This window comes from Peribacillus asahii (assembly GCF_004006295.1).
In the GTDB taxonomy this organism is placed as follows: Bacteria; Bacillota; Bacilli; order Bacillales; family DSM-1321; genus Peribacillus; species Peribacillus asahii_A.
The window spans coordinates 4,572,048-4,597,099 of record NZ_CP026095.1 but is presented as its reverse complement, the minus strand read 5'-3'; the positions used below and the strand labels follow the sequence as shown (position 1 = coordinate 4,597,099).

General features: G+C 40.6%; 28 protein-coding genes. 27 read left to right on the top strand and 1 reads right to left on the bottom strand.

Features of this window, described 5'->3' with window-relative positions:
- The first annotated feature begins 14 nt into the window (after positions 1–14).
- The 23 genes from atpB to spoIID all read left to right on the top strand — a co-directional run bounded on the left by atpB (position 15) and on the right by spoIID (position 20,582).
- On the top strand, positions 15–731 hold the full coding sequence (atpB, locus tag BAOM_RS22600; protein WP_127762206.1) for a F0F1 ATP synthase subunit A: 717 nt from the start codon (positions 15–17) through the stop codon (positions 729–731).
- Positions 732–802: 71 nt separating this feature from the next.
- Positions 803–1,027 carry a F0F1 ATP synthase subunit C gene (gene atpE / locus BAOM_RS22595; RefSeq protein WP_119115786.1) on the top strand — a complete coding sequence of 75 codons (225 nt, stop codon included), beginning with the start codon at positions 803–805 and terminating at the stop codon, positions 1,025–1,027.
- A 150-nt stretch (positions 1,028–1,177) separates the two neighbouring features.
- Positions 1,178–1,699, top strand: coding sequence for a F0F1 ATP synthase subunit B (atpF, locus tag BAOM_RS22590; protein ID WP_127762205.1), 522 nt, complete (start codon positions 1,178–1,180; stop codon positions 1,697–1,699).
- Entirely contained in the window at positions 1,696–2,232 is a 537-nt protein-coding gene (locus BAOM_RS22585) for a F0F1 ATP synthase subunit delta (protein ID WP_127762204.1), read from the top strand. The genes atpF and BAOM_RS22585 overlap by 4 nt, the downstream gene beginning before the upstream one ends.
- A gap of 25 nt (positions 2,233–2,257) precedes the next feature.
- Positions 2,258–3,766: a F0F1 ATP synthase subunit alpha gene (atpA, locus tag BAOM_RS22580; RefSeq protein ID WP_127762203.1), complete on the top strand. Its 1,509-nt coding sequence runs from the start codon at positions 2,258–2,260 to the stop codon at positions 3,764–3,766.
- Positions 3,767–3,802: 36 nt separating this feature from the next.
- On the top strand, positions 3,803–4,663 hold the full coding sequence (locus BAOM_RS22575) for a F0F1 ATP synthase subunit gamma (protein ID WP_127762202.1): 861 nt from the start codon (positions 3,803–3,805) through the stop codon (positions 4,661–4,663).
- 90 nt (positions 4,664–4,753) lie between these two features.
- Positions 4,754–6,151 (top strand): F0F1 ATP synthase subunit beta, encoded by a 1,398-nt coding sequence (gene atpD / locus BAOM_RS22570; protein WP_127762201.1) that lies wholly within the window; start codon positions 4,754–4,756, stop codon positions 6,149–6,151.
- Between the two features lie 25 nt (positions 6,152–6,176).
- Positions 6,177–6,578 (top strand): F0F1 ATP synthase subunit epsilon, encoded by a 402-nt coding sequence (locus BAOM_RS22565; RefSeq protein ID WP_119115780.1) that lies wholly within the window; start codon positions 6,177–6,179, stop codon positions 6,576–6,578.
- A 262-nt stretch (positions 6,579–6,840) separates the two neighbouring features.
- Positions 6,841–7,218, top strand: a complete 378-nt coding sequence (locus tag BAOM_RS22560) for an NADH-quinone oxidoreductase subunit A (protein ID WP_127762200.1) — start codon at positions 6,841–6,843, stop codon at positions 7,216–7,218.
- On the top strand, positions 7,209–7,721 hold the full coding sequence (locus BAOM_RS22555; RefSeq protein WP_119115778.1) for a NuoB/complex I 20 kDa subunit family protein: 513 nt from the start codon (positions 7,209–7,211) through the stop codon (positions 7,719–7,721). The genes BAOM_RS22560 and BAOM_RS22555 overlap by 10 nt, the downstream gene beginning before the upstream one ends.
- Entirely contained in the window at positions 7,722–8,429 is a 708-nt protein-coding gene (locus BAOM_RS22550) for an NADH-quinone oxidoreductase subunit C (RefSeq protein WP_127762199.1), read from the top strand.
- Positions 8,430–8,432: 3 nt separating this feature from the next.
- On the top strand, positions 8,433–9,533 hold the full coding sequence (locus BAOM_RS22545; protein ID WP_127762198.1) for an NADH-quinone oxidoreductase subunit D: 1,101 nt from the start codon (positions 8,433–8,435) through the stop codon (positions 9,531–9,533).
- Positions 9,533–10,531 (top strand): NADH-quinone oxidoreductase subunit NuoH, encoded by a 999-nt coding sequence (gene nuoH / locus BAOM_RS22540; protein ID WP_127762197.1) that lies wholly within the window; start codon positions 9,533–9,535, stop codon positions 10,529–10,531. The genes BAOM_RS22545 and nuoH overlap by 1 nt, the downstream gene beginning before the upstream one ends.
- A gap of 23 nt (positions 10,532–10,554) precedes the next feature.
- A complete protein-coding gene (gene nuoI / locus BAOM_RS22535) occupies positions 10,555–10,974 on the top strand; it encodes an NADH-quinone oxidoreductase subunit NuoI (protein ID WP_119115774.1) in 420 nt (139 codons plus the stop codon).
- On the top strand, positions 10,971–11,480 hold the full coding sequence (locus BAOM_RS22530) for an NADH-quinone oxidoreductase subunit J (RefSeq protein WP_127762196.1): 510 nt from the start codon (positions 10,971–10,973) through the stop codon (positions 11,478–11,480). Before nuoI ends, BAOM_RS22530 begins: the two co-directional genes overlap by 4 nt.
- 3 nt (positions 11,481–11,483) lie before the next feature.
- A complete protein-coding gene (gene nuoK / locus BAOM_RS22525; RefSeq protein ID WP_127762195.1) occupies positions 11,484–11,798 on the top strand; it encodes an NADH-quinone oxidoreductase subunit NuoK in 315 nt (104 codons plus the stop codon).
- A gap of 46 nt (positions 11,799–11,844) precedes the next feature.
- A complete protein-coding gene (nuoL, locus tag BAOM_RS22520; protein ID WP_127762194.1) occupies positions 11,845–13,686 on the top strand; it encodes an NADH-quinone oxidoreductase subunit L in 1,842 nt (613 codons plus the stop codon).
- The gene (locus BAOM_RS22515; RefSeq protein WP_127762193.1) at positions 13,683–15,197 is read left to right on the top strand and encodes a complex I subunit 4 family protein; all 1,515 of its coding nucleotides are present in this window, start codon (positions 13,683–13,685) and stop codon (positions 15,195–15,197) included. The genes nuoL and BAOM_RS22515 overlap by 4 nt, the downstream gene beginning before the upstream one ends.
- 4 nt (positions 15,198–15,201) lie before the next feature.
- Positions 15,202–16,731 (top strand): NADH-quinone oxidoreductase subunit NuoN, encoded by a 1,530-nt coding sequence (nuoN, locus tag BAOM_RS22510; protein ID WP_127762192.1) that lies wholly within the window; start codon positions 15,202–15,204, stop codon positions 16,729–16,731.
- Between the two features lie 150 nt (positions 16,732–16,881).
- Positions 16,882–17,121 (top strand): DUF1146 family protein, encoded by a 240-nt coding sequence (locus BAOM_RS22505; RefSeq protein WP_119115768.1) that lies wholly within the window; start codon positions 16,882–16,884, stop codon positions 17,119–17,121.
- A gap of 123 nt (positions 17,122–17,244) precedes the next feature.
- Complete coding sequence (locus BAOM_RS22500; RefSeq protein ID WP_164853316.1) at positions 17,245–17,991, top strand: YwmB family TATA-box binding protein; 747 nt, start codon at positions 17,245–17,247, stop codon at positions 17,989–17,991.
- Between the two features lie 32 nt (positions 17,992–18,023).
- Positions 18,024–19,322, top strand: a complete 1,299-nt coding sequence (gene murA / locus BAOM_RS22495) for a UDP-N-acetylglucosamine 1-carboxyvinyltransferase (RefSeq protein ID WP_127762190.1) — start codon at positions 18,024–18,026, stop codon at positions 19,320–19,322.
- Between the two features lie 228 nt (positions 19,323–19,550).
- A complete protein-coding gene (gene spoIID / locus BAOM_RS22490) occupies positions 19,551–20,582 on the top strand; it encodes a stage II sporulation protein D (protein WP_257467493.1) in 1,032 nt (343 codons plus the stop codon).
- A gap of 18 nt (positions 20,583–20,600) precedes the next feature.
- Here the strand turns inward: spoIID and BAOM_RS22485 are convergent, their stop codons facing one another.
- Positions 20,601–21,026 (bottom strand): VanZ family protein, encoded by a 426-nt coding sequence (locus BAOM_RS22485; RefSeq protein ID WP_127762189.1) that lies wholly within the window; start codon positions 21,024–21,026, stop codon positions 20,601–20,603.
- Between the two features lie 226 nt (positions 21,027–21,252).
- Between BAOM_RS22485 and BAOM_RS22480 the strand changes: the two genes are divergently transcribed.
- The 4 genes from BAOM_RS22480 (at position 21,253) to BAOM_RS22465 (ending at position 25,051) form a co-directional block, all read left to right on the top strand.
- On the top strand, positions 21,253–22,059 hold the full coding sequence (locus BAOM_RS22480) for a stage II sporulation protein SpoIIQ (RefSeq protein ID WP_127762188.1): 807 nt from the start codon (positions 21,253–21,255) through the stop codon (positions 22,057–22,059).
- Positions 22,060–22,432: 373 nt separating this feature from the next.
- Positions 22,433–22,705: a sporulation transcriptional regulator SpoIIID gene (gene spoIIID / locus BAOM_RS22475; RefSeq protein WP_119115763.1), complete on the top strand. Its 273-nt coding sequence runs from the start codon at positions 22,433–22,435 to the stop codon at positions 22,703–22,705.
- A 291-nt stretch (positions 22,706–22,996) separates the two neighbouring features.
- A complete protein-coding gene (locus tag BAOM_RS22470) occupies positions 22,997–23,998 on the top strand; it encodes a rod shape-determining protein (RefSeq protein ID WP_127762187.1) in 1,002 nt (333 codons plus the stop codon).
- A 216-nt stretch (positions 23,999–24,214) separates the two neighbouring features.
- Positions 24,215–25,051 carry a flagellar hook-basal body protein gene (locus BAOM_RS22465; RefSeq protein WP_127762186.1) on the top strand — a complete coding sequence of 279 codons (837 nt, stop codon included), beginning with the start codon at positions 24,215–24,217 and terminating at the stop codon, positions 25,049–25,051.
- Position 25,052: the final 1 nt, after the last annotated feature.

The window sequence follows — 25,052 nt, the reverse complement described above, 5'->3', positions numbered from 1 at the left end:
AGAGGTGAATACTGTTGAATCATGAAGCTCCTTTGTGGGAACTTATGGATACCGGGATATATTTCAATTTGGCCAACGTCCTTATGATTACTGTCGCAAGTCTTATAGTCTTTATTATCGCTGTAGCGGCAACTCGTCAACTTGCGATGAAGCCAACGGGAATCCAAAACTTCATTGAGTGGGTTATGGATTTTGTTAAAAATATCATCAACAGCAATATGGATTGGCGTACAGGTGGTCGTTTCCTTATGTTAGGGATGACATTAATCATGTACATCTTTGTATCCAATATGTTGGGGTTACCGTTTGCGGTTGTAGTCGGGCATGAATTATGGTGGAAATCACCTACAGCCGATCCAGCGATTACGTTAACATTAGCCGTAATGGTAATGGGATTAACTCATTATTATGGTATTAAAATGCGAGGCGGAAAAGCTTACGCGAAAACTTATGTTCAGCCAATGGGATTCTTATTCCCGTTAAAAGTAATTGAAGAGTTCTCTAACACGTTAACGTTAGGTCTGCGTCTTTACGGGAATATCTATGCGGGTGAGTTGCTATTAAGCTTACTTGTAGGATTAGGAACAAGTAGTGTATTTGGTGCACTTGGTGCTGTTTTACCAATGTTAGCTTGGCAAGGATTCAGTGTCTTTGTCGGTTCCATTCAAGCGTTTATCTTCACTATGTTAACGATGGTTTATCTTTCTCATAAAGTAAGTGACGACCATTAATTATAAACTTTGTTCAATATTTGAACATTCTATTTAAAAACTAATAAACATTTTCAAGGAGGAAATTTATCATGACAGGTTCTTTAGGTCTTATCGCTGCTGCAATCGCAGTTGGTTTAGGTGCATTAGGTGCTGGTATTGGTAACGGTCTTATCGTTGGTCGTACAATCGAAGGGATGGCTCGTCAGCCAGAAGCTCGTGGTATGCTTCAAACTACAATGTTCGTTGGGGTTGCGTTAGTTGAGGCCCTTCCAATCATCGCGGTAGTTATCGCATTCATCGTTATGGGTCAATAAGATAATTTTAAGAAGTTTAATAATGGCGAAGAGCATTCCAGGAGAACCTTCGCCATTGCTTTATGTTAACTTGAAACTTTTCTAGAATGGTATTGTGAAATAGAAACTTAAAGCTTCAATAGTGAATCTCATGAAGGGAGTGAATCGAGCGTGTTAACAAGCAATTTTGTACTTGGTGCAGCAGCAGCGCACTTTAATGGTGGAGATATCATTTATCAGCTTGTCGTGTTTATTGTTTTGTTAGCTTTGCTTAAAAAGTTTGCGTGGGGTCCTTTAATGGGCATCATGAAAGAACGTGAACAGCATGTTGCTAGTGAAATCGAAGCAGCAGAGGCAAGCAGAAAAGAAGCGCTTCAATATTTAGAAGAGCAACGTGAGATCGTGAAACAATCACGCACGGAAGCAACTCAACTAATCGAAAACGCGAAGAAACAAGGCGAGGCACAACGCGAAGATATTATCAATCAAGCTCGTGCAGAAGCTGAGCGTGTGAAAGAATCAGCAAAACGTGAAATCGTACAAGAGAAGGAAAAAGCAGTTGCAGCGTTACGTGAGCAAGTGGCATCCTTATCTGTTATGATTGCGTCGAAAGTGATTGAAAAAGAACTTTCAGTAGCGGATCAAGAGAAATTAATTAATGAATACATTCAAGAGGTAGGAGAAGAGCGATGAGCGATTTAGCAGTAGCCAAACGTTATGCTGTAGCTCTTTTCCAAATTGCGAAAGAGCAAAATCTTCTTGACCAAATTGAAGAAGAGCTTCGCACCGTTAAAGAAGTATTCTCAAATGATACGGACTTATTAGGCTTTTTAACGCATCCGAAATTAACAAGTGATGCAAAAAGAGACATTATCTCTAGTGCTTTTTCTAGTCTGTCAACATATGTTCAAAACACATTAAAGCTAATGGTTGAGCGTCATCGTTCTGATATGATTGCGCCAATGGCAGATGAGTTTGTTGAATTAGCAAATGAAGAAAAATCAGTAGCGGATGCAACTGTATATACAGTACGCCCACTAACTGAAGCAGAAACAGAAGCGGTTTCAACTTCATTCGCAAAGAAAATCGGTAAGAAAACTTTACGTATTACGAACATTACAGATAGCAATCTGTTAGGCGGAATCAAGCTGCAAATTGGCAACCGTATTTATGACGGTTCAGTGAGCGGAAAGCTTGATCGTTTAAGCAAACAACTATTAGGTTAGTATTCACAAGATAGGGGTGAAATTCATGAGCATCAAAGCTGAAGAAATCAGTGCACTGATTAAAAAACAGATTGAAAATTATCAATCTGAAATTAAAGTGAGCGATGTTGGTACGGTAATCTCTGTTGGTGACGGTATCGCACGTGTTCACGGTTTAGATAATGCGATGGCGGGAGAGCTTCTTGAATTTTCAAATGGTACAATGGGTCTAGCGCAAAACCTTGAAGAAAATAACGTAGGTATCGTTATTCTTGGACCATTCAGAGACATTCAAGAGGGCAGCGAAGTACGTCGTACAGGTAAAATCATGGAAGTACCAGTTGGAGAAGAATTAATTGGTCGTGTTGTAAACCCACTTGGACAACCATTAGATGGTCTTGGCCCAATTAATACAACAAAAACTCGTCCAATCGAGAGCCTTGCAACAGGTGTTATGGATCGTAAATCTGTTCATGAGCCACTACAAACAGGAATTAAAGCGATCGATGCTCTTGTACCAATCGGACGCGGACAACGTGAGTTAATCATCGGGGACCGTCAAACAGGTAAAACATCTGTCGCAATCGATACAATCCTTAACCAAGCAGACCAAGATATGATCTGTATCTATGTTGCTATTGGTCAAAAAGAATCAACAGTTCGTGGAACAGTTGAAACTTTACGTAAAAATGGTGCATTAGATTACACAATCGTTGTATCTGCATCTGCATCACAACCATCTCCAATGTTATACTTAGCTCCTTATGCTGGTGTATCAATGGCTGAGGAATTCATGTTCAACGGTAAACACGTTTTAATCGTATATGATGATCTTTCTAAACAAGCATCTGCATACCGTGAACTTTCCCTACTACTTCGTCGTCCTCCAGGTCGTGAAGCATTCCCAGGGGATGTATTCTACTTGCACTCACGTCTACTTGAGCGTGCTGCGAAATTGAACGATACATTAGGTGCTGGTTCAATCACAGCTCTTCCATTTGTTGAAACACAAGCAGGCGATATCTCTGCTTACATTCCAACAAACGTAATCTCCATCACAGATGGACAAATCTTCTTACAATCTGATTTGTTCTTCTCAGGTGTACGTCCTGCGATTAACGCTGGTCTTTCTGTATCACGTGTTGGTGGTTCAGCTCAAATTAAAGCAATGAAAAAAGTTGCTGGTACATTACGTCTTGACTTGGCTGCTTTCCGTGAGTTGGAAGCATTTGCTCAGTTCGGTTCTGATCTTGATAAAGCGACAAAAGCGAAACTAGATCGCGGTGTTCGTACAGTTGAGGTTCTAAAACAAGACTTGAACAAGCCAATTAAAGTAGAGAAGCAAGTTATGATTCTTTTCGCTTTAACAAAAGGTCACTTAGATGATATTCCAGTAGCAGACATTCGTCGCTTTGAAGAAGAGTACTATGTATTCTTAGATAAAAATCATCCTGAATTATTAGATCATATTCGCACGACAAAAGGTCTTCCTGAAGATGCTGATATCGTAGCTGCGATTAACGAATTCAAAAAATCATTCGTAATCTCTGAATAATGAACTTTAAATAATTGAAAAGGGTGGTGAGAATCAATGGCCTCTTTACGCGATATAAAGACTCGAATTAATTCGACTAAAAAGACAAGTCAAATTACGAAAGCGATGCAAATGGTATCTGCTTCGAAAATGAACCGTGCTGAAGCAAATGCAAAAGCATTTGTACCATACATGGAGAAAATTCAAGAAGTAGTAGCTAGTATCGCAAGCGGTAGTAATAATTCGTCGCACCCAATGTTAGTATCCCGTCCTGTAAAGAAAACTGGTTACCTTGTTATTACATCGGACCGTGGATTGGCAGGGGCATACAACAGCAGTGTGCTACGTCATGTGTATAAAACCATTCAAGAACGTCATACATCGAGTAATGAGTATGTCATTATCGCAATTGGAAGAATGGGTCGCGATTTCTTCGTCAACCGTGGTATCAATGTAGAGCTTGAAGTAACGGGAGTACCGGATCAGCCGAGTTTTGCTGATATCAACTCTTTAACGAAATCAACAGTGAATTTATACTTAAATGAACTGTGTGATGAGCTGTACATGTATTACAACCATTATGTCAGCCCAATCCAACAAGATGTAACGGAGAAGAAAGTTCTTCCGTTATCTGACATTAACTCTTCTAACGGCAAATTGACTTCTTATGAGTTTGAACCGGATGAGGAAACAATTCTTAAAGTATTACTGCCTCAATACGCGGAAAGCTTAATTTATGGCGCATTGTTAGATGGTAAAGCAAGTGAGCACTCTGCACGTATGACAGCTATGAAAAATGCAACCGATAATGCGAAAGAGTTAATCTCAGCATTAGACTTGCAATATAACCGTGCTCGTCAAGCAGCAATTACGCAAGAAATTACGGAAATTGTTGGCGGAGCTGCTGCTTTAGAATAGAACCTTTAGAAGGGACGGGTAGCTTCCGACGATTTGCTGCTCGTTCCATAATCTTGAATAGTCGTCACAGTAATGATAGGAGGGAAAACGATGAATTTAGGACGCGTTACCCAAATTATGGGTCCAGTTGTTGACGTTAAATTTGAAGATGGTCAACTTCCTAAGATCTATAACGCTTTAAGAATCGAAAAAACAGCGTCTGGCGAAGGTTTAACTCTTGAAGTAGCCCTTCAACTAGGTGATAATACTGTGCGTACAGTCGCAATGGCTTCTACTGACGGTCTAACTCGCGGTCAAGAAGTTGTAGATACAGGAGCTCCAATTTCTGTACCTGTAGGTGAAGTGACTCTAGGACGTGTATTCAACGTACTTGGAGAAGAAATTGACCTTGCAGAAGCAATCCCTGCTGATGCTCGTCGTGATCCAATTCACAGACAAGCTCCAGCATTTGATAACTTAACAACACAAGTTGAAATTCTTGAAACAGGTATTAAAGTAGTAGACCTTCTTGCTCCATATATCAAAGGTGGTAAAATCGGTCTATTCGGTGGTGCTGGTGTAGGTAAAACTGTACTAATCCAAGAATTAATCAACAATATCGCACAAGAGCACGGCGGTATCTCTGTATTCGCCGGTGTTGGTGAGCGTACTCGTGAAGGAAATGACCTTTTCCACGAGATGAGCGATTCTGGCGTTATTAAGAAAACAGCGATGGTATTCGGTCAAATGAATGAGCCGCCTGGTGCACGTATGCGTGTTGCTTTATCTGGTTTAACAATGGCTGAATATTTCCGTGATGAACAAGGACAAGATGTTCTTTTCTTCATCGATAACATCTTCCGTTTCACACAAGCAGGTTCTGAGGTTTCTGCCCTTTTAGGTCGTATGCCTTCTGCGGTAGGTTACCAACCAACACTTGCTACTGAAATGGGTCAATTACAAGAACGTATTACATCTACTAATGTTGGTTCTGTTACATCGATCCAAGCAATCTATGTACCAGCCGATGACTATACGGATCCAGCACCAGCGACTACTTTCGCTCACTTGGATGCGACAACAAACCTTGAACGTAAATTATCTGAGATGGGTATCTACCCTGCGGTTGATCCATTAGCATCTTCTTCTCGCGCTCTTAGCCCTGAAGTTGTAGGTGCTGAGCACTATGAAGTTGCTCGTAAAGTTCAATCTACTCTACAAAAATATAGAGAGCTTCAAGATATCATTGCGATCTTAGGTATGGATGAATTAAGCGAGGAAGACAAGCTAACAGTTGCTCGTGCTCGTAAAGTTCAATTCTTCTTATCGCAAAACTTCCACGTGGCTGAGCAGTTCACTGGACAAAAAGGTTCATATGTACCTGTTAAAGAAACAGTTAAAGGATTCAAAGAAATCCTTGAAGGTAGATATGATGAACTTCCAGAAGATGCTTTCCGCTTAGTAGGAAGAATCGAAGAAGTTGTTGAACAAGCTAAAAAAATGGCTTAATTAAAGGGACCAAGGAGGGAATGAAATGAAGACAATTAAAGTCAGTGTAGTAACTCCCGATGGCCCAGTATATGATGCAGAAGTTGAAATGGTAAGTACAAAGGCAAAAAGCGGCGAGCTTGGAGTCATGGCTGGCCACGTTCCGATGGTCGCGCCTCTTGATATCGCAGCTGTACGTCTAAAAAAGGAGAATGGCACTGAGTATGTTGCCGTTAACGGTGGCTTCTTAGAAGTTCGTCCAGATGTCGTAACCATTTTAGCTCAATCTGCTGAAAGAGCTGAAACTATCGACGTTGCCCGCGCACAAGCTGCTAAAGCACGGGCTGAAAAAAGATTAGCAGATAATCAAGGAGCGATTGATGTTGAAAGAGCTGAATTAGCTTTAAAACGTGCAATTAATCGAATCCAGATTTCTGAAATGAAATAATAACTACCAAAGTACCTAGCTTTCTTTTATAAGAGGGTTAGGTGCTTTTTATTTTTCCTCTATATTATGTAAATGTGTTCTTTTATAGGTTAGGAATCTCATCAATTTCTGTCGAATACTGTCCATTTAGTTCTCTAATTGAATGTATACGCTTACATCCCTATTTCCTCAAGTCTTTTACTCATATCCCCTCTTTCTTGTGCATAATAATGAACCATAGCAAAATAGACAAGCCGATACTTTTTTTAAAAAGGAGCCCAACATGGATTCTCAATGGTATCTTTATCAAAATAATTATGTGATGGTGTTTGTTTTCCTTTGCCTTGGGATTTTATTACCCGTAATCGCTCTTTTTCTTGGTAAGCTGCTTCGACCACATAAACCGACTGAAGCAAAATATACAACTTATGAAAGTGGAGTCGAACCATTTCATGATTCTTGGGTTCAGTTTCATGTACGTTATTATTTATTTGGCTTACTATTTGTCATTTTTGATGTAGAAACAGTTTTTCTTTATCCATGGGCCGTTGCCTATGAAAAATTAGGAATCTTTGCTTTAGTAGAGATGCTCATTTTTGTGATGATGCTGCTCATTGGACTACTCTATGCTTGGAAGAAGAGGGTGTTGACATGGAAATGAATGTGCCAGGTGTTACGGATGCTGAATTACATGAGCTTCGCCAAAGTGTTTTTTTATCTACGCTTGAACAGCTTAAAGGCTGGGCAAGAAGCAACTCCTTGTGGCCGATGACGTTTGGGTTAGCGTGCTGTGCTATTGAAATGATGGGTGTTGGTTCATCGCACTATGATCTGGATCGCTTCGGTTCTTTCTTTCGTACCTCGCCTCGTCAATCAGATGTCATGATTGTGTCAGGGACGGTAACGAAAAAAATGGCTCCCATTTTAAGAAGGTTGTATGATCAAATGCCTGAGCCGAAATGGGTCATTGCGATGGGCTCCTGTGCAACAGCTGGCGGACCTTATGTATATTCCTACTCCGTCGTCAAAGGCGTCGATCAAATTGTTCCGGTGGATGTGTACATTCCAGGTTGCCCACCGAATCCAGCAGCACTCATTTATGGTATCCATAAGCTAAAAGAAAAGATTCGCTATGAAGCCAAAACGGGGAAGCGAGTGATGTAAATGGATGAGAACGAACTAACCCGGTTAAAAAAAGAAGCCGCAGAAAAAGCGAAAGCAGCAGCTATCAAAAGAAGGCAAGAGAAAGAAAGGCAAGCATCAGAAAGCGGGCAGGATTTAGAACTGGCTAAGAAGAAAGCCGCTGCCGCCGCCAAAGCGAAGGCTGCCGCTGCTGCAAAGGCTAAAGTAAAAGCCGCTTCAACTGAGACAAAAGAAGAAGAAGCAAGTGTTGAACCATCACCGAATGAGCCGTTTCTTCAACACTATATACAGGTGATTGAAAGACAGGTAGGTGCAGATTCATTTGAAGAATACTATATTAATAGATTATCAAAAGACGTGCCAACCATTTTAGCCAAACCACACACCTATATGGATATCGCACAAGTGTTGAAGCAGCACTTACACTTTGACTTTCTAGCTGAACTACATGGAACGGATTTTGAAGCACATATGGAAGTGTATGTTTATTTATGCTCTTTACAGAATGGACAGTCTGTTGTTTTAAAGGTAAAGCTTGATCGAGACAATCCAATCATTTCATCGTTAGTTCCATTATGGAAAGGAGCTGAATGGCCAGAATGTGAGACGTACGATTTACTCGGAATTCAATTTAGCGGGCATCCGAATTTGAAACGAATTCTCCTTGGTGAAGACTGGATTGGATACCCGCTTCGAAAAGATTATAAGCCGCATGATGAGGAGGTGTAGTGTATGTTACGTACAGAGGAAATGCTTCTGAATGTAGGTCCGCAGCACCCTAGTACTCACGGTGTGTTTCGACTTGTGATTAAAATTGAAGGAGAAATCATTAAAGAAGCAACACCTGTCATTGGTTATCTTCATCGTGGTACCGAAAAACTCGCAGAGAATTTACAATATACGCAAATTATTCCTTATACCGATCGTATGGATTATTTAGCAGCAATGACCAACAATTATGTACTGTGTCATGCAGTGGAAACGATGGCGAGTATTACAGTGCCAGATCGTGCTGAATACTTACGGGTCATCACAATGGAGCTTGGGCGAATTGCTAGTCATCTTGTATGGTGGGGCACGTATTTATTAGATTTAGGAGCAACTAGTCCTTTTTTATATGCGTTTCGTGAACGAGAAATGATTATTAATCTATTAAATGAACTATGCGGTGCCAGGCTTACCTTCAACTATATGCGCGTCGGCGGGGTGAAATGGGATGCACCGGACGGGTGGATCGAGAAAGTCACGGAGTTTATTCCATATATGAGAGAGCAGCTTCACGGGTATCATCAACTTGTAACTGGGAATGAAATTTTTCTAAATCGAGTGAAAGGAGTCGGTACGTATACGCGAGAAGAGGCAATTGCTTATTCTTTAAGCGGTGCGAACTTACGGTGTACAGGAGTGAAAAGAGACTTACGTAAAGATGAACCGTATTCGATTTATGATCGCTTTTCCTTTGAGGTTCCTACACGTGAAGCGGGTGATGCGTGGTCGCGCTATGAGTGTCGCATGGAGGAAATAGAAGAATCACTCAAAATCCTAGAGCAAGCGGTTGCTCAATTTCCAGGTGATGGTCCTATTTTAGCTAAAGTTCCGAAAATCATTAAACCACCAAAGGGAGAAGCCTCTATCAGAATTGAATCGCCCCGTGGCGAAATTGGCTGTTATATTGCGAGCGATGGGAAAAAGGAGCCCTATCGGCTTAAATTTCGTCGCCCTTCCTTTTATAATTTGCAAATTCTCCCGAAGTTGTTGGAGGGCGAAAATATGGCGAATTTAATTGCTATTTTAGGCGCGATTGATATTGTGCTGGGGGAGGTCGATGGATAATGATGCAAGAGTTGCTGCAATCAGCTCCAAGCTGGACGAATTTTGGCATCTTTTTCGGTTTAGCGGTCCTCTTTTTGTTTGTTGTACTAGGGTTTGTCACGTTTGCGATTTTATCGGAGCGGAAGATTATGGGGTTTATGCAGATGCGGATTGGACCTAACCAGGTTGGAGGAAGCTGGGGGCTTTTGCAGACAGTAGCGGATGTGCTAAAGCTGCTGTTAAAGGAAGATACGATTCCGAAGAAAGCTGACCGGCCGCTTTATATATTAGCTCCTGTCCTTGCCTTTGCTCCTGCTTTTATGGTGCTTGCGACGCTCCCGTTTACGAATCAATTTCAGTTTGCAGATATCGGTGTAGGTCTTCTTTATTATATAGCGATTTCAGGGATTACGACTATCGGGGTTGTAACAGCAGGATGGGCTTCTAACAATAAGTATTCATTAATGGGCGGAATGCGTGCGGCTGCTCAAATGATTTCTTATGAAATTCCTCTTGTGATGTCGCTTGTAGGTGTGGTGCTGTTAGCAGGCAGTTTGAATTTAAGAGAAATCGTAGCGGCTCAGGAAGATATTTGGTTTATCTTTTTACAACCAGTCGGATTTATTGTGTTCTTTATCGCAGCGATTGCTGAATTAAATCGAGTTCCATTCGATCTTCCAGAAGCAGAGTCAGAGCTTGTGGCAGGATTTCATGTAGAATATTCCGGTTTCCGCTGGGCATTTTTTATGCTAGCGGAATATGTGTATATGTTTGCGATGGCGACTTTAACAACGCTGCTCTTTTTAGGCGGGTGGCATTCGCTTCCGTTTTTAGACTTTATCCCAGGCGCTGTTTCATTTGCGCTAAAATTTAGCGTTGTTATTTATGTCCTTATTTGGATTCGAGTTTCTTTTCCTCGTCTACGTGCAGACCAGCTTATGGAATTTGCTTGGAAGGTCTTATTACCGATTGCTTTAGCGAATATTTTCTTAACGGCTCTTTTGAAGGAATTATTTTAAAAAAGCGAAGGGAGGTCCCGCTCATGTTCGGACTAGCAAAAGGATTAGCGTATACATTAAAAAACTTATCGCGAAAAAAAGTGACCTATTCATATCCTGATGAACCATTGCCGCTTCCAGATCGGTTCCGTGGCATTCAAAAGTTTTATCCAGATAAATGCATCGTCTGTAATATGTGTGTAAACATTTGTCCAACGGATTGTATTCAATTAACAGGTGTGAAAAATCCAGATCCAACGAAGAAGGGAAAAGTGATTTCCACCTATGATATTAACTTTGAAATTTGCATTTTATGCGATCTTTGCACAGAGGTTTGTCCAACGGAAGCGATTGTGATGACGAACAAATTTGAGTTAGCGGAATATAGCCGGGATGAACTATTTAAAGACTTACAATGGCTTGACGAAAATGACCAGCATGTTCGAAAGGAGAATAAAGTATGAGTGTTTCCGGTGAAATGCTCGCTTTTCTAGGGTTAGCTTTTGTTGCTGTTTTAGGGGGCATTTTACTGATTCAGTTAACGAAAGTTGTGCATATGGTTCTTGCGCTTGTGTTTACTTTTGTCAGTATTGCGGGGATTTACTTGTTGTTATCAGCTGAGTTTGTGGCCGTTGTTCAAATTTTACTGTATTCAGGAGCGATTACGATTGTGATGCTGTTCGGAATTATGCTCACAAACAATCAAAAACAGGAAGAAGAAAAGGGAAACGGGTGGCGTAAAATTCTTTTGCTGCTTGGGATTCTCGGCTTTGCCTTTGCTGTGTATATCGGGATTTATAACTTAGATATCCCTGTTCAACCGACAACGTTACATGAAGCAAATACAGAGCAGATTGGGATTGCGTTATTTTCAAAGTTTATGATTCCATTTGAGCTGATGTCGGTGTTGCTGCTCGTTGCTTTAGTAGGAGCGATTGTATTAGCCAAAAAAGATGATGAGGGGGCATAAGTGATGACATCAGTCCCGTTGTCTGCGTATCTTGTTTTAGCGCTTATTTTATTTTGTATTGGGTTATACGGTGCCTTAACGAAGAGAAATACGGTCATTGTGCTCATTTCGATTGAGCTGATGTTAAATGCCGTTAATATTAATCTCGTTGCTTTTAGTAAATTTGGAATGACGCCATCCATTACAGGGCAAGTCTTTTCTTTATTTACGATGACCATTGCAGCAGCAGAGGCAGCGGTGGGCCTAGCGATTTTAATGGCATTGTATCGCAATCGTAAAACGGTTCATATCGACGAAATGAATACGATGAAGCATTAATCGTATCCGTGTCAAACAAGCCTGTTGAAAAAGGAGTTGGATAGTCATGGTCGACAATGCTTGGCTGATACCGCTTTTTCCGCTTGCCTCATTTTTCCTATTGATTCTATTTGGCAAGCGTTTGGGCTCGCGAAGTGCAGAGGTTGGCAGTCTACTTACGTTTGTGTCCTTTATATGTGCAGCTGTTGTTTTTACTAAGAGTTTACACGATTCAAGTTATAAACAAACATTCAATTGGCTAACAGTTGGAGATGTACAGATTACAGTTGGTTTTGAACTGAATCCATTGAATGTTCTTATGCTTGTACTCGTTTCTTTTATTAGTTTTCTCGTTCATATGTATTCAAAAGGGTATATGAACGGAGAAAAACGAATCTCCACTTTTTATGCTTACTTAGGGCTTTTCACGTTTGCGATGCTAGCTCTTGTTATGTCTCCTAATTTGCTTCAATTATATGTTTTTTGGGAACTTGTTGGTTTAGGCTCGTTCTTGTTAATCGGCTTTTATTTTCATAAACAAGAAGCCAAACAAGCGGCGAAAAAGGCCTTTATTATGACAAGAATTGGGGATATGGGCCTCCTCATTGGGATGATTCTTTTATTCTGGCAAACACGCAGCTTTGAATATAGCGCTATTTTCCAAGCGGTGAAAGCGGGAGACATATCGCAATCATTGCTCACGTTTATTGCGATTATGATCTTTGTCGGCGCGGTCGGTAAGTCCGGACAATTTCCTTTACACACCTGGCTTCCAGATGCGATGGAAGGCCCCACTCCTGTATCTGCTCTTATTCATGCAGCAACAATGGTTGCAGCGGGTGTGTATTTAGTCGCTGCGATGTATCCTTTATTTCAAGCCAGTGAAATAGCCCTCTTAGTCGTAGCGGTGACAGGTGGTTTGACCGCTTTGTTTGCCGCAAGCATCGCGGTTTTCCAAACAGATGTGAAGCGGGTTCTTGCTTATTCAACGATGAGTCAGCTTGGGTTTATGTTTCTTGCACTTGGTACGGCAGGGTATGTTGCGGCGGTCTTTCATTTAGTAACACATGCTTTTTTTAAAGCCCTCCTTTTTCTTGCAGCCGGAAGTGTCATTCATGCTGTGCATACACAAAATATCGAGAAAATGGGCGGGCTTTGGAAGAAGTTGCGATGGACAGGACCTTTATTCTTAATCGGGACGTTGGCCATTTCAGGAGTACCGCTATTATCAGGGTTTTTTAGTAAAGAGGAAATTCTTCTTTCTGTTTGGGAGAACGGGAATTATTTCTTATTTACGCTGGTATTGCTTACTTCGCTTTTAACAGCCTTTTATATGTTTCGTTTGTTTTTTTCCATCTTTGGCGGGGAAGAGAGGACACCCCTTCATGCTGTGAAGGAATCACCTATGATCATGTGGCTGCCAATGACCATTCTCGCCGTTCTTTCGATTGGTATTGGCTATGTTCAAACACCGTGGTTTGGCACATTTCTTGGAGATTGGCTGACAAATGAAAACAGTCATCATGAATCCTCGCTTTGGCTCATGCTTATCGCGACCATTGTTTCGGGAATCGGTATAGGGATTGCTTATATGCTGCACCGAAGAGGCAGCTTGCTTACAGGAGGTAAGTCGATTGCCTATCGAATAGTTGCCAATAAATATTATATCGATGAATTGTATGAACGAACCATGATTGTATCAACCAAAGCCATTAGCCGTGGTTTTGTTTATATAGAACGATATGTAATAGACGGTTTTCTGTTGGTTGTGGTCCGGATTACTCGTATTTTTGCGAAGAGGGCAACAAAGCTGCAATCGGGACAAGTGCAGCAGTATGGGGCAATTGCCTTTCTTAGCTTAGCCGTCTTAGTGGTCGTATATTTGGTTGCAGGGGGGTACTTGCGATGAATGACTATTTGCTTCCCTTATTAGTATTCTCACCAGTCATCGGGATGATTATGATTTGGCTGATGCCAAAAACAGAGGAAAAAACACTCAAGCAATTTGGGTGGATTGGTACATTAATGCCGCTGTTAATCTCACTATTTCTTTATCAACAATGGCTGACGGATGTTTCACTATCTTCTTATCAGATTAAATGGAATTGGATTCAGTTTGGTAATTTAGCGATGTATGATGACACCTTGTATACGGTTGATTTTGAATTAAGCCTTGATGGATTTAGCCTGGTGTTTATCCTATTAACAACGGTTTTGTCGATGCTTGCAGCACTGGCTTCCTTTTATATTAAAACAGAATGGAAAGGCTACTTTTTGTTATTCTTGCTGCTCGAAGTCGGGATGTTAGGTGTGTTTATGGCAGATAATTTACTTTTATTCTTCCTCTTCTTTGAAGTGACATTTGTTTCTCTTTTCTTCTTAATCGGAAGATGGGGGTATCTAAATAAGGAGAAGGCGGCCTATCATTTTCTCGTCTATAACGGCATTGGCTCTGTCTTATTGTTATTTGTGATTGCAACGTTATTTGTTCGAGTAGGAACAACGAATATTGATGCGTTAACGCATATTTTAAATGTCGGTGATGTAGCGCTATTAGCACCGATCTCTCCTTTCTTGACGGACGTGCTTTGTATCCTGCTATTTATCGCTTTTGCAATTAAATTGCCGGTCTTTCCGTTTCATAGTTGGATGGTTCGTGTACATCGTGAAGCGGCGCCGCCTGTTGTCATGCTCCATGCAGGCGTACTGTTGAAAATTGGAGCTTACGGCATGATTCGCTTTGGCCTTGGAATCTTTCCGGAACAGGTGGAAAAGCTCGCGCTGCTGTTTATGATTGTCGGGGTTATCAGCTTTTTATATGGAGCGTTTTTGGCGCTCGTTCAAACGGATTTAAAGCTTGTTTGGGCGTATTCCTCCGTATCACATATGGGCATTGTTTTATTCGGGTTTGGAACGCTTAATGACGCAGGTCTTCAAGGTGCTGTTTTTCAAGTCGTCTCTCACGGTGCGATTGCCGCGCTTCTGTTTTTCTTAATTGCGCTATTATATGAGCGGACAGGAACAACGGAATTGAATGAACTAGGAGGCTTGGCTGCACATATGCCCATTTTCTCAGGTGTGCTTCTGACGGCAGGGTTAGCGGCGCTCGGTTTACCTGGGATGTCAGGGTTTATTAGTGAATTTATGGCCTTTTTGGGGCTCTTTAAAGAACAAATGTTGTTAGCCATCGTCGCTGTAATCGGGCTTATTTTAACAGCAGCTTATACGCTGAGAGCGGTTTTAAAAATAACGTTCGGAAAAAAGACATACTCCGTGACTTGGTGGGATGTGCAGGGCATCGAGTATGTGCCCATTATCATTTTGTTTACGGTTATTGTAGCGATTGGGGTTTATCCGATGTGGCTTGGTCAACTAGTGCAAGAGGATATTACGACATGGCTGTTAAGGATCGGAGGATGATGAAATGGATATGAAAAACGTGCTCTCATATGAATGGGGCGCCATGATGCCAGAATTTATAATCCTTGGGACAGCGATTCTTTTATCCTTATTTGACTTATTTGCACCGAGGCGATTCAACCGGAGGCCGCTCGCTTGGTTTGCGCTAATAGGCATTGCGCTTGCTTTCGTATCACTTATCAGTTTGCTGCCGTTAGCCGAAACGAGTATTTTAGCAGATACATTTCGTCTGGATTCTTTTGCAAAGGCCAGTAAGCTTCTTTTATTAATAGGAGCAGGTCTTGTGATTGTATTGGCGGCAAGTCATTCAGCCAATGATGGTTTACGAGACTATCAAGGAGAGTTTTATTATTTATTTTTAGCTGCTTTACTTGGTGCTATGATGATGACATCGAGCGGTGACTTAATTACGTTAGTTGTTGGGTTAGAGTTGCTGTCTATTTCTTCTTATATATTGGCAGGGATGAAGAAGAAAAACCTTAAGTCTAATGAAGCGGCATTAAAATATATAGTGATGGGCGGCATTTCAACAGCGATTACATTGTTTGGCATGAGTTATTTATATGGATTAACCGGTTCGACGAATTTAGGAGAGATGAGTGAAACGATGGCGAGAGTAAGTGATAGCCAAGTACTCTATTTACTCGGTCTAGCTTTCTTTATGGTTCTTGTCGGGTTGTCCTTTAAGCTGGCAACAGCACCGTTTCATATGTGGGCACCAGATGTGTATGAAGGCGCACCTACGCCAGTAACAGCATTTTTAAGTGTGATTTCTAAAATAGCAGGCTTTGTCATTTTGTTACGCTTGTTATTATCGCTCTTTCTTACAGCATCGGGTGACACGCTCGGAACGGTGACGTTTTTAGAGCAAAATCGCGTGTTTATTGCTGTTTTAGCTGGGGCGACGATGATTATTGGGAATGTATTAGCGTTAAGGCAGCAAAATGTGAAGAGATTACTGGCTTATTCAGGTATCGCTCATGCAGGCTACTTGTTAGTAGCAGTGGCCACATTAGGGGGCGGCTACTTTTTATTAGATACGGTTTGGTTTTACTTTCTTGCCTATTTATTGATGAATATCGGAGCCTTTGCTGTGTTTCAATGGTTAGCAGATGCAAATAGTTCGGAACAAAGGCTTATTTTTGCGGGCTTAGCGAAACGGTCTCCCGCAGCAGCGGTCGCTATGACCATTTTTCTTCTTTCATTAGCAGGCATTCCAGGAACGGCAGGGTTTATTGGAAAGTTTCATATTTTTCTAGGGGCGCTGTTAGGAAGCACGACAACGGATTATATTCTAGCTAGCATTCTATTAGCGACAACGATTCTTTCCTATGTGTATTATTTTAGTTTACTCGTTCAAATCTTTTTTCGCCCAGCTTCAACAAAAGAAGCGGTACGGTTCCCTGTTAGCTTGATGATTGTACTTCTTGTTTGTGTAGTGGGTACGATGATTTTTGGACTTGCTCCAAATATGGCATTAGATTTTCTTCATCAACATTTTGGTGACTTTACGGACTTTATCTCCATGGAGTAATCGAATGATATAGAAGAAGGGGCTTGCACGTGTAGAAGGCAAGCCTTTTTATCCTGTCGAAAAATATTTTTGCGTAATCGGGATGATTAATTCCAAATTAAAGGGTGTTTTGTGATAGAATGAACATTGTATGTATATAGGAGGGTTTATATGTTTTCAGCAATTGGCCAGCAAGCCTTACTCAGCATGATTGTACATCTATGTTTTATTGCAGTAACTTGGTGGGCTTTGCAAGCGTTAAACTTTCAGAAGCTTTTACGATCGAACGCGGTCTTACAAGCGAGAGTATTATATATTTTATTAACGATTGCGATTGGATCAGTTGTGAGTAATTTCTTCCTTGATTACCTAGTTTTTGCGAAACAGCTGCCATATATATTTAATCAGTAAGCAACATGTACTGTGTATAACTATCTATTTCTAGTTACTTAACGAGCATGTCATCAATTGGCGAAAAAAATGGAGTATGAACTCTCTTCCACTGGCAAGAATGATAGGAGGGAGGGATTTAACATGTATAAATGGAACAATAAAATGTTAACATACATATTATTTATCAGCCTGTTGGTGATGGTGTGGGGGAATAGTACGACGGTGGCGAAGGATCAATTAGATATTGTTACAATCGCTGAACATCTAGAAAAAGAAGAGAATGTAAGCATAGAAGAGTGGTCTGTATTTGCGAGAGAAGTAAATAACGAGATTGCTACAAAAGAAGAGTTTGAGAGAAAGGTGCATACTTTAAAACAAAAGTATCCGGACTTTCAATGGAGCTTTTTCGATGAGGATGATGCTTGGAAGGCAGAAGCAACATTCAGCCACGAATCTCATCTGACAGAATCAATCAGAATGGTTACAACAAAGGAACATGCGAACATCGTTACCTATATCATATATGAAGTAAAGGGATACAAATGGGACAAAGGATATCCCCATTTCTTAATTACAACTCTTGAACACAGGATGAATGGCATATTTATGGATACTCCTTCAGTTTTTGCTTGTATGGAAGGGTATATCAGTGATAATATGAATTCGGCTTTACCTGCACAAATGGAAAAATTGTTACAAAGATTTAATGCAAGCGAAATAGAGGGTGTAGAGGATGAGAACTTTGTTTCTACTTCTGCTCATTCTACCTTATTTACACAAAGTTTAAAGAATACTAAAATCAATATGCAACTTGGTTTACGGACAGATGGATTGGGCGCAAGGACAAGTTTTGTTATTGGCACACCCATCATTACGTTTGAATATTAATATAGAGAAAATGGACGCGGAGGGGAATACTTTTGGAAAAAATCATTGTCCGCGGCGGAAAACGGCTTAGCGGAACAGTTAAAGTAGAAGGGGCTAAGAACGCTGTTTTGCCGGTGCTCGCTGCAACCTTATTAGCAAGCGATGGAAAAAGTATCATTCATGATGTTCCAACGCTCTCCGATGTATATACAATTAACGAAGTTTTGCGCAACTTGAATGCAGAGGTTGCCTTTCACAATAATCAAGTAACTGTAGATGCATCAAAGGAGCTTTTAGAAGAAGCGCCATTTGAATATGTACGTAAAATGCGCGCGTCTGTATTAGTAATGGGTTCACTACTTGCAAGAACTGGCCGTGCTCGTGTAGCATTGCCTGGCGGCTGTGCGATTGGTTCACGTCCAATTGATCAGCATTTAAAAGGCTTTGAAGCAATGGGAGCAAAGGTGAAGGTCGGGAACGGCTTCATTGATGCGGAAGTAGAAGGCGGATTAAAAGGTGCAAGAGTTTACCTTGACTTTCCAAGTGTAGGTGCTACAGAAAATATTATGATGGCTGCTACATTGGCTGAAGGTACAACAATTTTAGAAAACGTTGCAAAAGAACCGGAAATTGTTGATTTAGCGAACCTTTTGAATAAAATGGGAGCTAAGGTCAAAGGAGCTGGAACAGCAACGATAAAAATTGAAGGTGTCAAGAAATTATATGGTGCCGAGCATACGATTATTCCTGATCGTATTGAGGCAGGTACATTTATGACAGCGGCTGCGATTACGCGTGGAAACGTACTTGTTAAAGGAGCCGTTCCTGAACATCTAACTTCTTTGATTGCAAAGATGGTAGAAATGGGTGTTGAGATTACGGAAGAAGAGGACGGCTTACGTGTAATTGGACCAGAAAAATTAAAAGCTGTCGATATTAAAACGATGCCGCATCCAGGCTTCCCAACGGATATGCAATCACAGATGATGGCCTTGCTTCTTCGTGCAGAAGGAACAGGGATGATTACAGAAACGGTGTTCGAAAACCGTTTTATGCATGTAGAGGAATTCCGTAGAATGAATGCAAACATCAAGATTGAAGGACGTTCTGTTATTACAAATGGTCCATCTGATTTACAAGGTGCTGAAGTAGCAGCAACTGATTTACGAGCGGCTGCGGCGTTAATTTTAACAGGTCTTGTTGCAGATGGCATTACACGTGTAACAGAATTGAAGCATCTAGATCGAGGCTATGTGAATTTCCATGGTAAGTTAGCTGCACTCGGAGCTGACATCGAACGTGTGACAGAGGTAACGCCAACGGAAACGGTTGCTTTGGATATTAATGCGTAATAGATAGAGAGACTGCGATGAAACGCAGTCTTTTTTTGTTTTTCGATAAGGAATCCCGCCAAATTCTCCGATAATCCCGCTAAATTTGCAAAAAATCCCGCCAAATTCCCTGATAATCCCGCCAAATTCGTGAAAAATCATGCCAATCGATTATTTTAGTTCTACTTGCTTGTCCACTTCCATACATTTATGAGGAGAGTAGAAAATGTGTAGGGAGGCCAAGGAACTTTGAAAGCACTTAAACCGATGTTCATGCTAGTAGTCGTTGTAATCGTCGTGATCATCCTCCTTCCAGCTATGCTTGTGCTTCCGTTTTCCAATGATACAACGTTTGGAAAATTAACGGAAAATATTGAACAAAAGGCAACGAATGAACAAAGTAAGGAGAAGATGAAAGAGCCGGCTGTCGAAGTAGCTGTGCTTCGAACAACGTCTAAGCAAGTTCAAAAATTACCGCTTGAATCGTATTTAATTGGTGTCGTTGCAGCTGAAATGCCCGTTCACTTTGAAAAAGAAGCGCTGAAAGCTCAAGCATTAACAGCTAGAACGTATATTGTCAACCAGCTCATTCAAGGAGACCGAACAGGGTTACCAGCTAATGCAGATGTAAGTGACGGTGAAAACCACCAAGTGTATAAAAGCGATCAAGAGCTAAAAGAGTTATGGGGCTCTCAGTATAAACAGAACCTTCAAAAGATAAAGGGAGCTGTACAGGAGACAGCGGGGCAGATTTTAACATATGATGATGATCCTATTACAGCTACTTTTTTTTCCACGAGTAACGGATATACGGAAAACTCTGAAGAATATTGGAAAGCTGCTTATCCTTATTTAAAGAGTGTTTCAAGCCCTTGGGATACAGAATCTCCGAAATTTTATAACAAAGTCGTGATGACAGTGGCAGATTTTGAACAAAAATTAGGTGTGAATGTTCCGAGTGGGACAGAAATTGGAACAGTTGTTGAACGGACAGCAGGGAAGAGAGTAGGAGTTGTAAGAATTAACGGAAAAGAATTAACAGGGAAGCAAATTCGGGAAAAACTACATTTAATGTCCTCCGATTTTAGCTGGGAACGTCAAGGTAATCAAATTATCATTACGACAAAAGGGTATGGCCACGGAGTAGGAATGAGCCAATATGGAGCGAACGGCATGGCTCAGGAAGGAAAAAGCTATAAAGACATCGTAAAGTATTATTATAAAGGGGTTACGGTTCAGTCATCAAACAAGTGGGTGAATACGCTAACAGTAAAAAAATAAGAGCTGGGATTCCAGCTCTTATTTTTTGTCGGTTAATTTTTCAATAATGGTTAAGAAGCCTCGCTTACGCTTGAAATAGTGATATTGAACGTGGAAATAAGCAGCAAGCACTCCGATGATATCTTTAACGACATCAATCAGTGTAGCAGAACGCGCCGGCACAAATGATTGATGGATTTCATCAACAATTCCATACAGGCTAGCGGCAATCGCAGCCAGCAAGCTCAAACTAGCTGTTAACTTGTGGTTGGCAGCAAAAGCGGCCACAAACAGCATATACAAAATGGCGAAGGCAACTAAGTGAAGTGCCTCTTTTACGAAGCGATCTGTGGCCGATGAAGGCAACTCAATAAACGTATCATCCGGCATGCTCGACATGACCCAAATGGCAATCATATAAATGAGCGGTAATAGCGTCAACGTAACGCGAAAAGCTTTCTGCATCTACAAAACATCCTTTGTTATCTATACTATTAGTCATTTTAACAGGAAATACAGCAGAGTGGAATGAACAAGGGAGATTATCTCAGCAAATGTCGTCATAATTTTACCATTTCAAATTTCTTTGCATAAAAGGAATACCTTTGTCACAAAATAAATCTAAAAATATTTTTCAGGATATGTATATTATTTTAGCAATCTGTTCAGAATGATTGCTGAGGTGATAATTATGAGAGAGGAAGAAAAGAAATCTACTTCCAAATTCCGACGTATTCTGAAAAAACGTTGGGCGTTACCAGCAATCTACATTTCAAGTGCAGCTCTTATCCTAGCCTTGGTATTTATCGTTCAAAATAGCTTCAACAACTCAGCTAGTCCTGATAAGGTAGAGGATTCAGCACAATCAGGTGAAAATTACGATGAGCCTGCAGTTGAAGTAAACAGCAGTCTTGAATCGATTCAAATGCCAGTGAAAGATGTTGCGAGTACTGTCGTAAAGAAGCCATTCTATGATGTGAATGCTGATGAAAAAGCACAGGAAGAAGCATTGGTTTCTTATGATAACCGCTATGAGCCAAACAAAGGAATTGATATCGCACAAAAAGATGGAAAAGCCTTTGATGTAGTAGCTGCTTTAAGTGGCATTGTAACAAAAGTGCAAGAAGATGCTTTATTAGGAAATGTCATTGAAGTAGAGCATGAAGATGGTGTTGTAACACGTTATCAAGCTGTTACAGACATTCAAGTTGCGGTTGGAGATCAAGTGAAGCAAGGGCAAGCAATTGCTACTGCAGGAAAAAGTCAAATCAATGAAGACGCAGGTACACATGTTCACTTTGAAATCCGCAAAGATAAAGTTGCAGTAAATCCAAGTGATTACGAAGGTAAGCAAGCTTCTTCTATTCAAACAGAATCTGTATCTTCAGATGATGAAGAAGTAGAAGCAGAACCAGAACCAAAAGAAGATACAAAAGAAGAGCCAAGTCAAGAAGAGAACAGCAATTCAAACGAAGCAGACGAACAACCAGTACAATAAAAGCATTCGTCAACCCATGTTATGATGCGACAACTGAACAATTTGGTGCAGGAAACTCGTCCACAGGCGGGTTTCTTTTGCTATAGACAAAATGAAAAACTCGACGATAAATTAAAAATTTCGATAGAAGATAAACAGCTATTTATATTTATTATTTATTTAAAAAGCCCAATATCGTCAATTTTTTGAAAAAAACACTTGTCCTATGGTATATATCTTTACCCAAGCTAATACACTGTTAGAAACCGTACAAAGAGAGTGTTTGAGGTGAGGACTCGTCTATTATAATTGAAGGAAAATGTTAGCACCATTAGATTCGACAAACGAATCTCATTTCACACTTCTCACATCCAACTTGGGGAGGTCGAGTGGTGTGCACGATTACATCAAAGAAAGAACTATCAAGATAGGAAAGTATATCGTGGAAACAAGGAAAACAGTGCGTGTCATTGCAAAAGAGTTTGGTGTATCCAAAAGTACCGTTCACAAAGATTTAACCGAAAGACTTCCAGAAATCAATCCTGAATTGGCTAATGAAGTGAAGGATATATTGGATTATCATAAATCCATTCGTCACCTTAGAGGAGGCGAAGCAACCAAGCTCAAATATAAGCGCTCTGAGAGAGAGGAAGAAATTGTGAAGTAATAACCGAAGCCACTTACAAATGTTGTAGGTGGTTTTTTTTAGGCATTTTAGGTAGGAATATGGTACCTTATAAAGGTCGTGATTTTTTAACTAGACATGAAAACACTTGGTACGTTCTGATGTTTAGTTTGTCGTGACAAGATAAGAGTCGCTTATGTATTTCTTACCGTAAGAGACATGATTCGACAGGATTTCTGTTTTGACTCTTACTTGTCATAAGACAATATGATAAAATATAAAATTAGGATAGTTTCGGTTTCATGTGAGGATAATCAAGGAGGATATAAACAAATGTTTGCTAGAGATATTGGGATTGATCTTGGAACAGCAAATGTTCTAATACATGTTAAAGGCAAAGGGATCGTTTTAAATGAGCCATCTGTTGTGGCGATCGATAAAAATACAAATCGTGTGTTGGCTGTCGGTGAGGAAGCAAGAAAAATGGTCGGACGTACACCTGGAAATATTATGGCTATTCGTCCGTTAAAAGATGGAGTAATTGCAGACTTTGATGTTACAGAAGCGATGCTTAAACATTTTATTAATAAATTGAATGTGAAAGGTTTCCTTTCTAAGCCAAGAATTTTAATTTGTTGTCCAACAAATATTACAAGCGTTGAACAAAAAGCGATTAAAGAAGCAGCAGAAAAAAGCGGCGGTAAAAAGGTGTATTTAGAAGAGGAACCAAAGGTAGCTGCAATTGGAGCAGGAATGGATATTTTCCAACCGAGCGGAAACATGGTCGTTGATATCGGTGGCGGAACGACAGACATCGCGGTTCTTTCTATGGGGGATATCGTTACATCTTCTTCGATTAAAATGGCTGGGGATAAATTTGACAATGAGATTTTACACTATGTTAAACGTCAATATAAGCTGCTTATTGGGGAGCGCACAGCAGAAAATATTAAAATTCAAGTAGCGACTGTTTTCCCTGGTTCACGTAAAGAAGAAATCGAAATTCGCGGGCGTGATATGGTTTCGGGTCTACCGAGAACGATTACGGTGAATTCAGAGGAAATTGAAGAAGCTCTTCGCGAACAAGTATCGGTCATTGTTCAAGCGGCGAAAAGTGTGCTTGAAAGAACACCGCCAGAACTCTCAGCGGATATTATCGATCGTGGTGTTATTTTAACAGGCGGCGGTGCATTGTTGCACGGTATTGACTTACTTCTTGCAGAAGAGTTAAAAGTACCCGTATTAGTAGCGGAAAATCCAATGGATTGTGTGGCAGTCGGAACAGGTGTCATGCTTGATAATATGGACAAGTTGCCAAAACGTAAATTTAATTAAATGATGTGGAAGAAGGATCTAACGTTCAGATAAGTAGGGGATGAAACAGAAGCCCGTTGAGCAATAGATCCTTTTTTGTATAGCCTTTAAGAGAGTTCCTTGATACTTCATACCAATATTCTCCTGCACTTTTCACTTCAAATATAGATAGAAGCAGCCGATAATGTACATATACGGTCAAAAATGGAACGGTACATATGATAAGGAGCGATAAGGATGCTAAGAGGATTTTATACAGCAGCTTCAGGGATGCTAACTCAGCAAAGACGGACAGAAATGTTAACAAACAATATGGCGAATGCGAATACCCCGGGCTATAAAGCTGATCAATCGAGTGTACGCTCTTTTCCAGAAATGCTGCTGAATCGAATCGCAGATGAAACGATCCCGAATGGGAATGAAAAGAAAGTGCCTTCTTTTGCACAGGTCGGCAGCTTGAATACAGGCGTATATATACAAGAAACGAATCCGCTATTTAAACAAGGTGATATTAAACAAACAGATTTGAAAACAGATCTTGCCTTAGTGCATGGCGAAATGCCCATTGATGAAGAGACGGGTGTAGCGGGTGCGTTGTTTTTTACTGTTCAAAATGGGAATGGTGATGTACGTTACACACGCAATGGAAACTTTACCTTGGATGGTGAAGGATATTTAACAACGTCCGGCGGCTATTATGTGTTAGATGAGAATAACGAGCGGATTCAACTAGATAATGATCAGTTTACAGTATCAGATAATGGTGTTATTTTACAAGACGCCGCACAGGTCGCTCAAATTGGCATTGCGTATTCCAATGACCCTGCTGGGCAGCTTGTAAAAGAAGGCGATGGTCTTTTTAGTGCCGATGCAGAACTTACGAATGCGTACGATGAGGACGACGTATTTTTTACAATCAAGCAAGGGTATATTGAAAGCTCCAATGTAGATGCAGCGCAGACAATGACGGAAATGTTGTCTGTATATCGTTCTTTTGAAGCCAATCAAAAAGTGCTGCAGGCTTATGATCAAAGCTTAAATAAAACGGTGAATGAAGTAGGTAAAATTGGCTAAT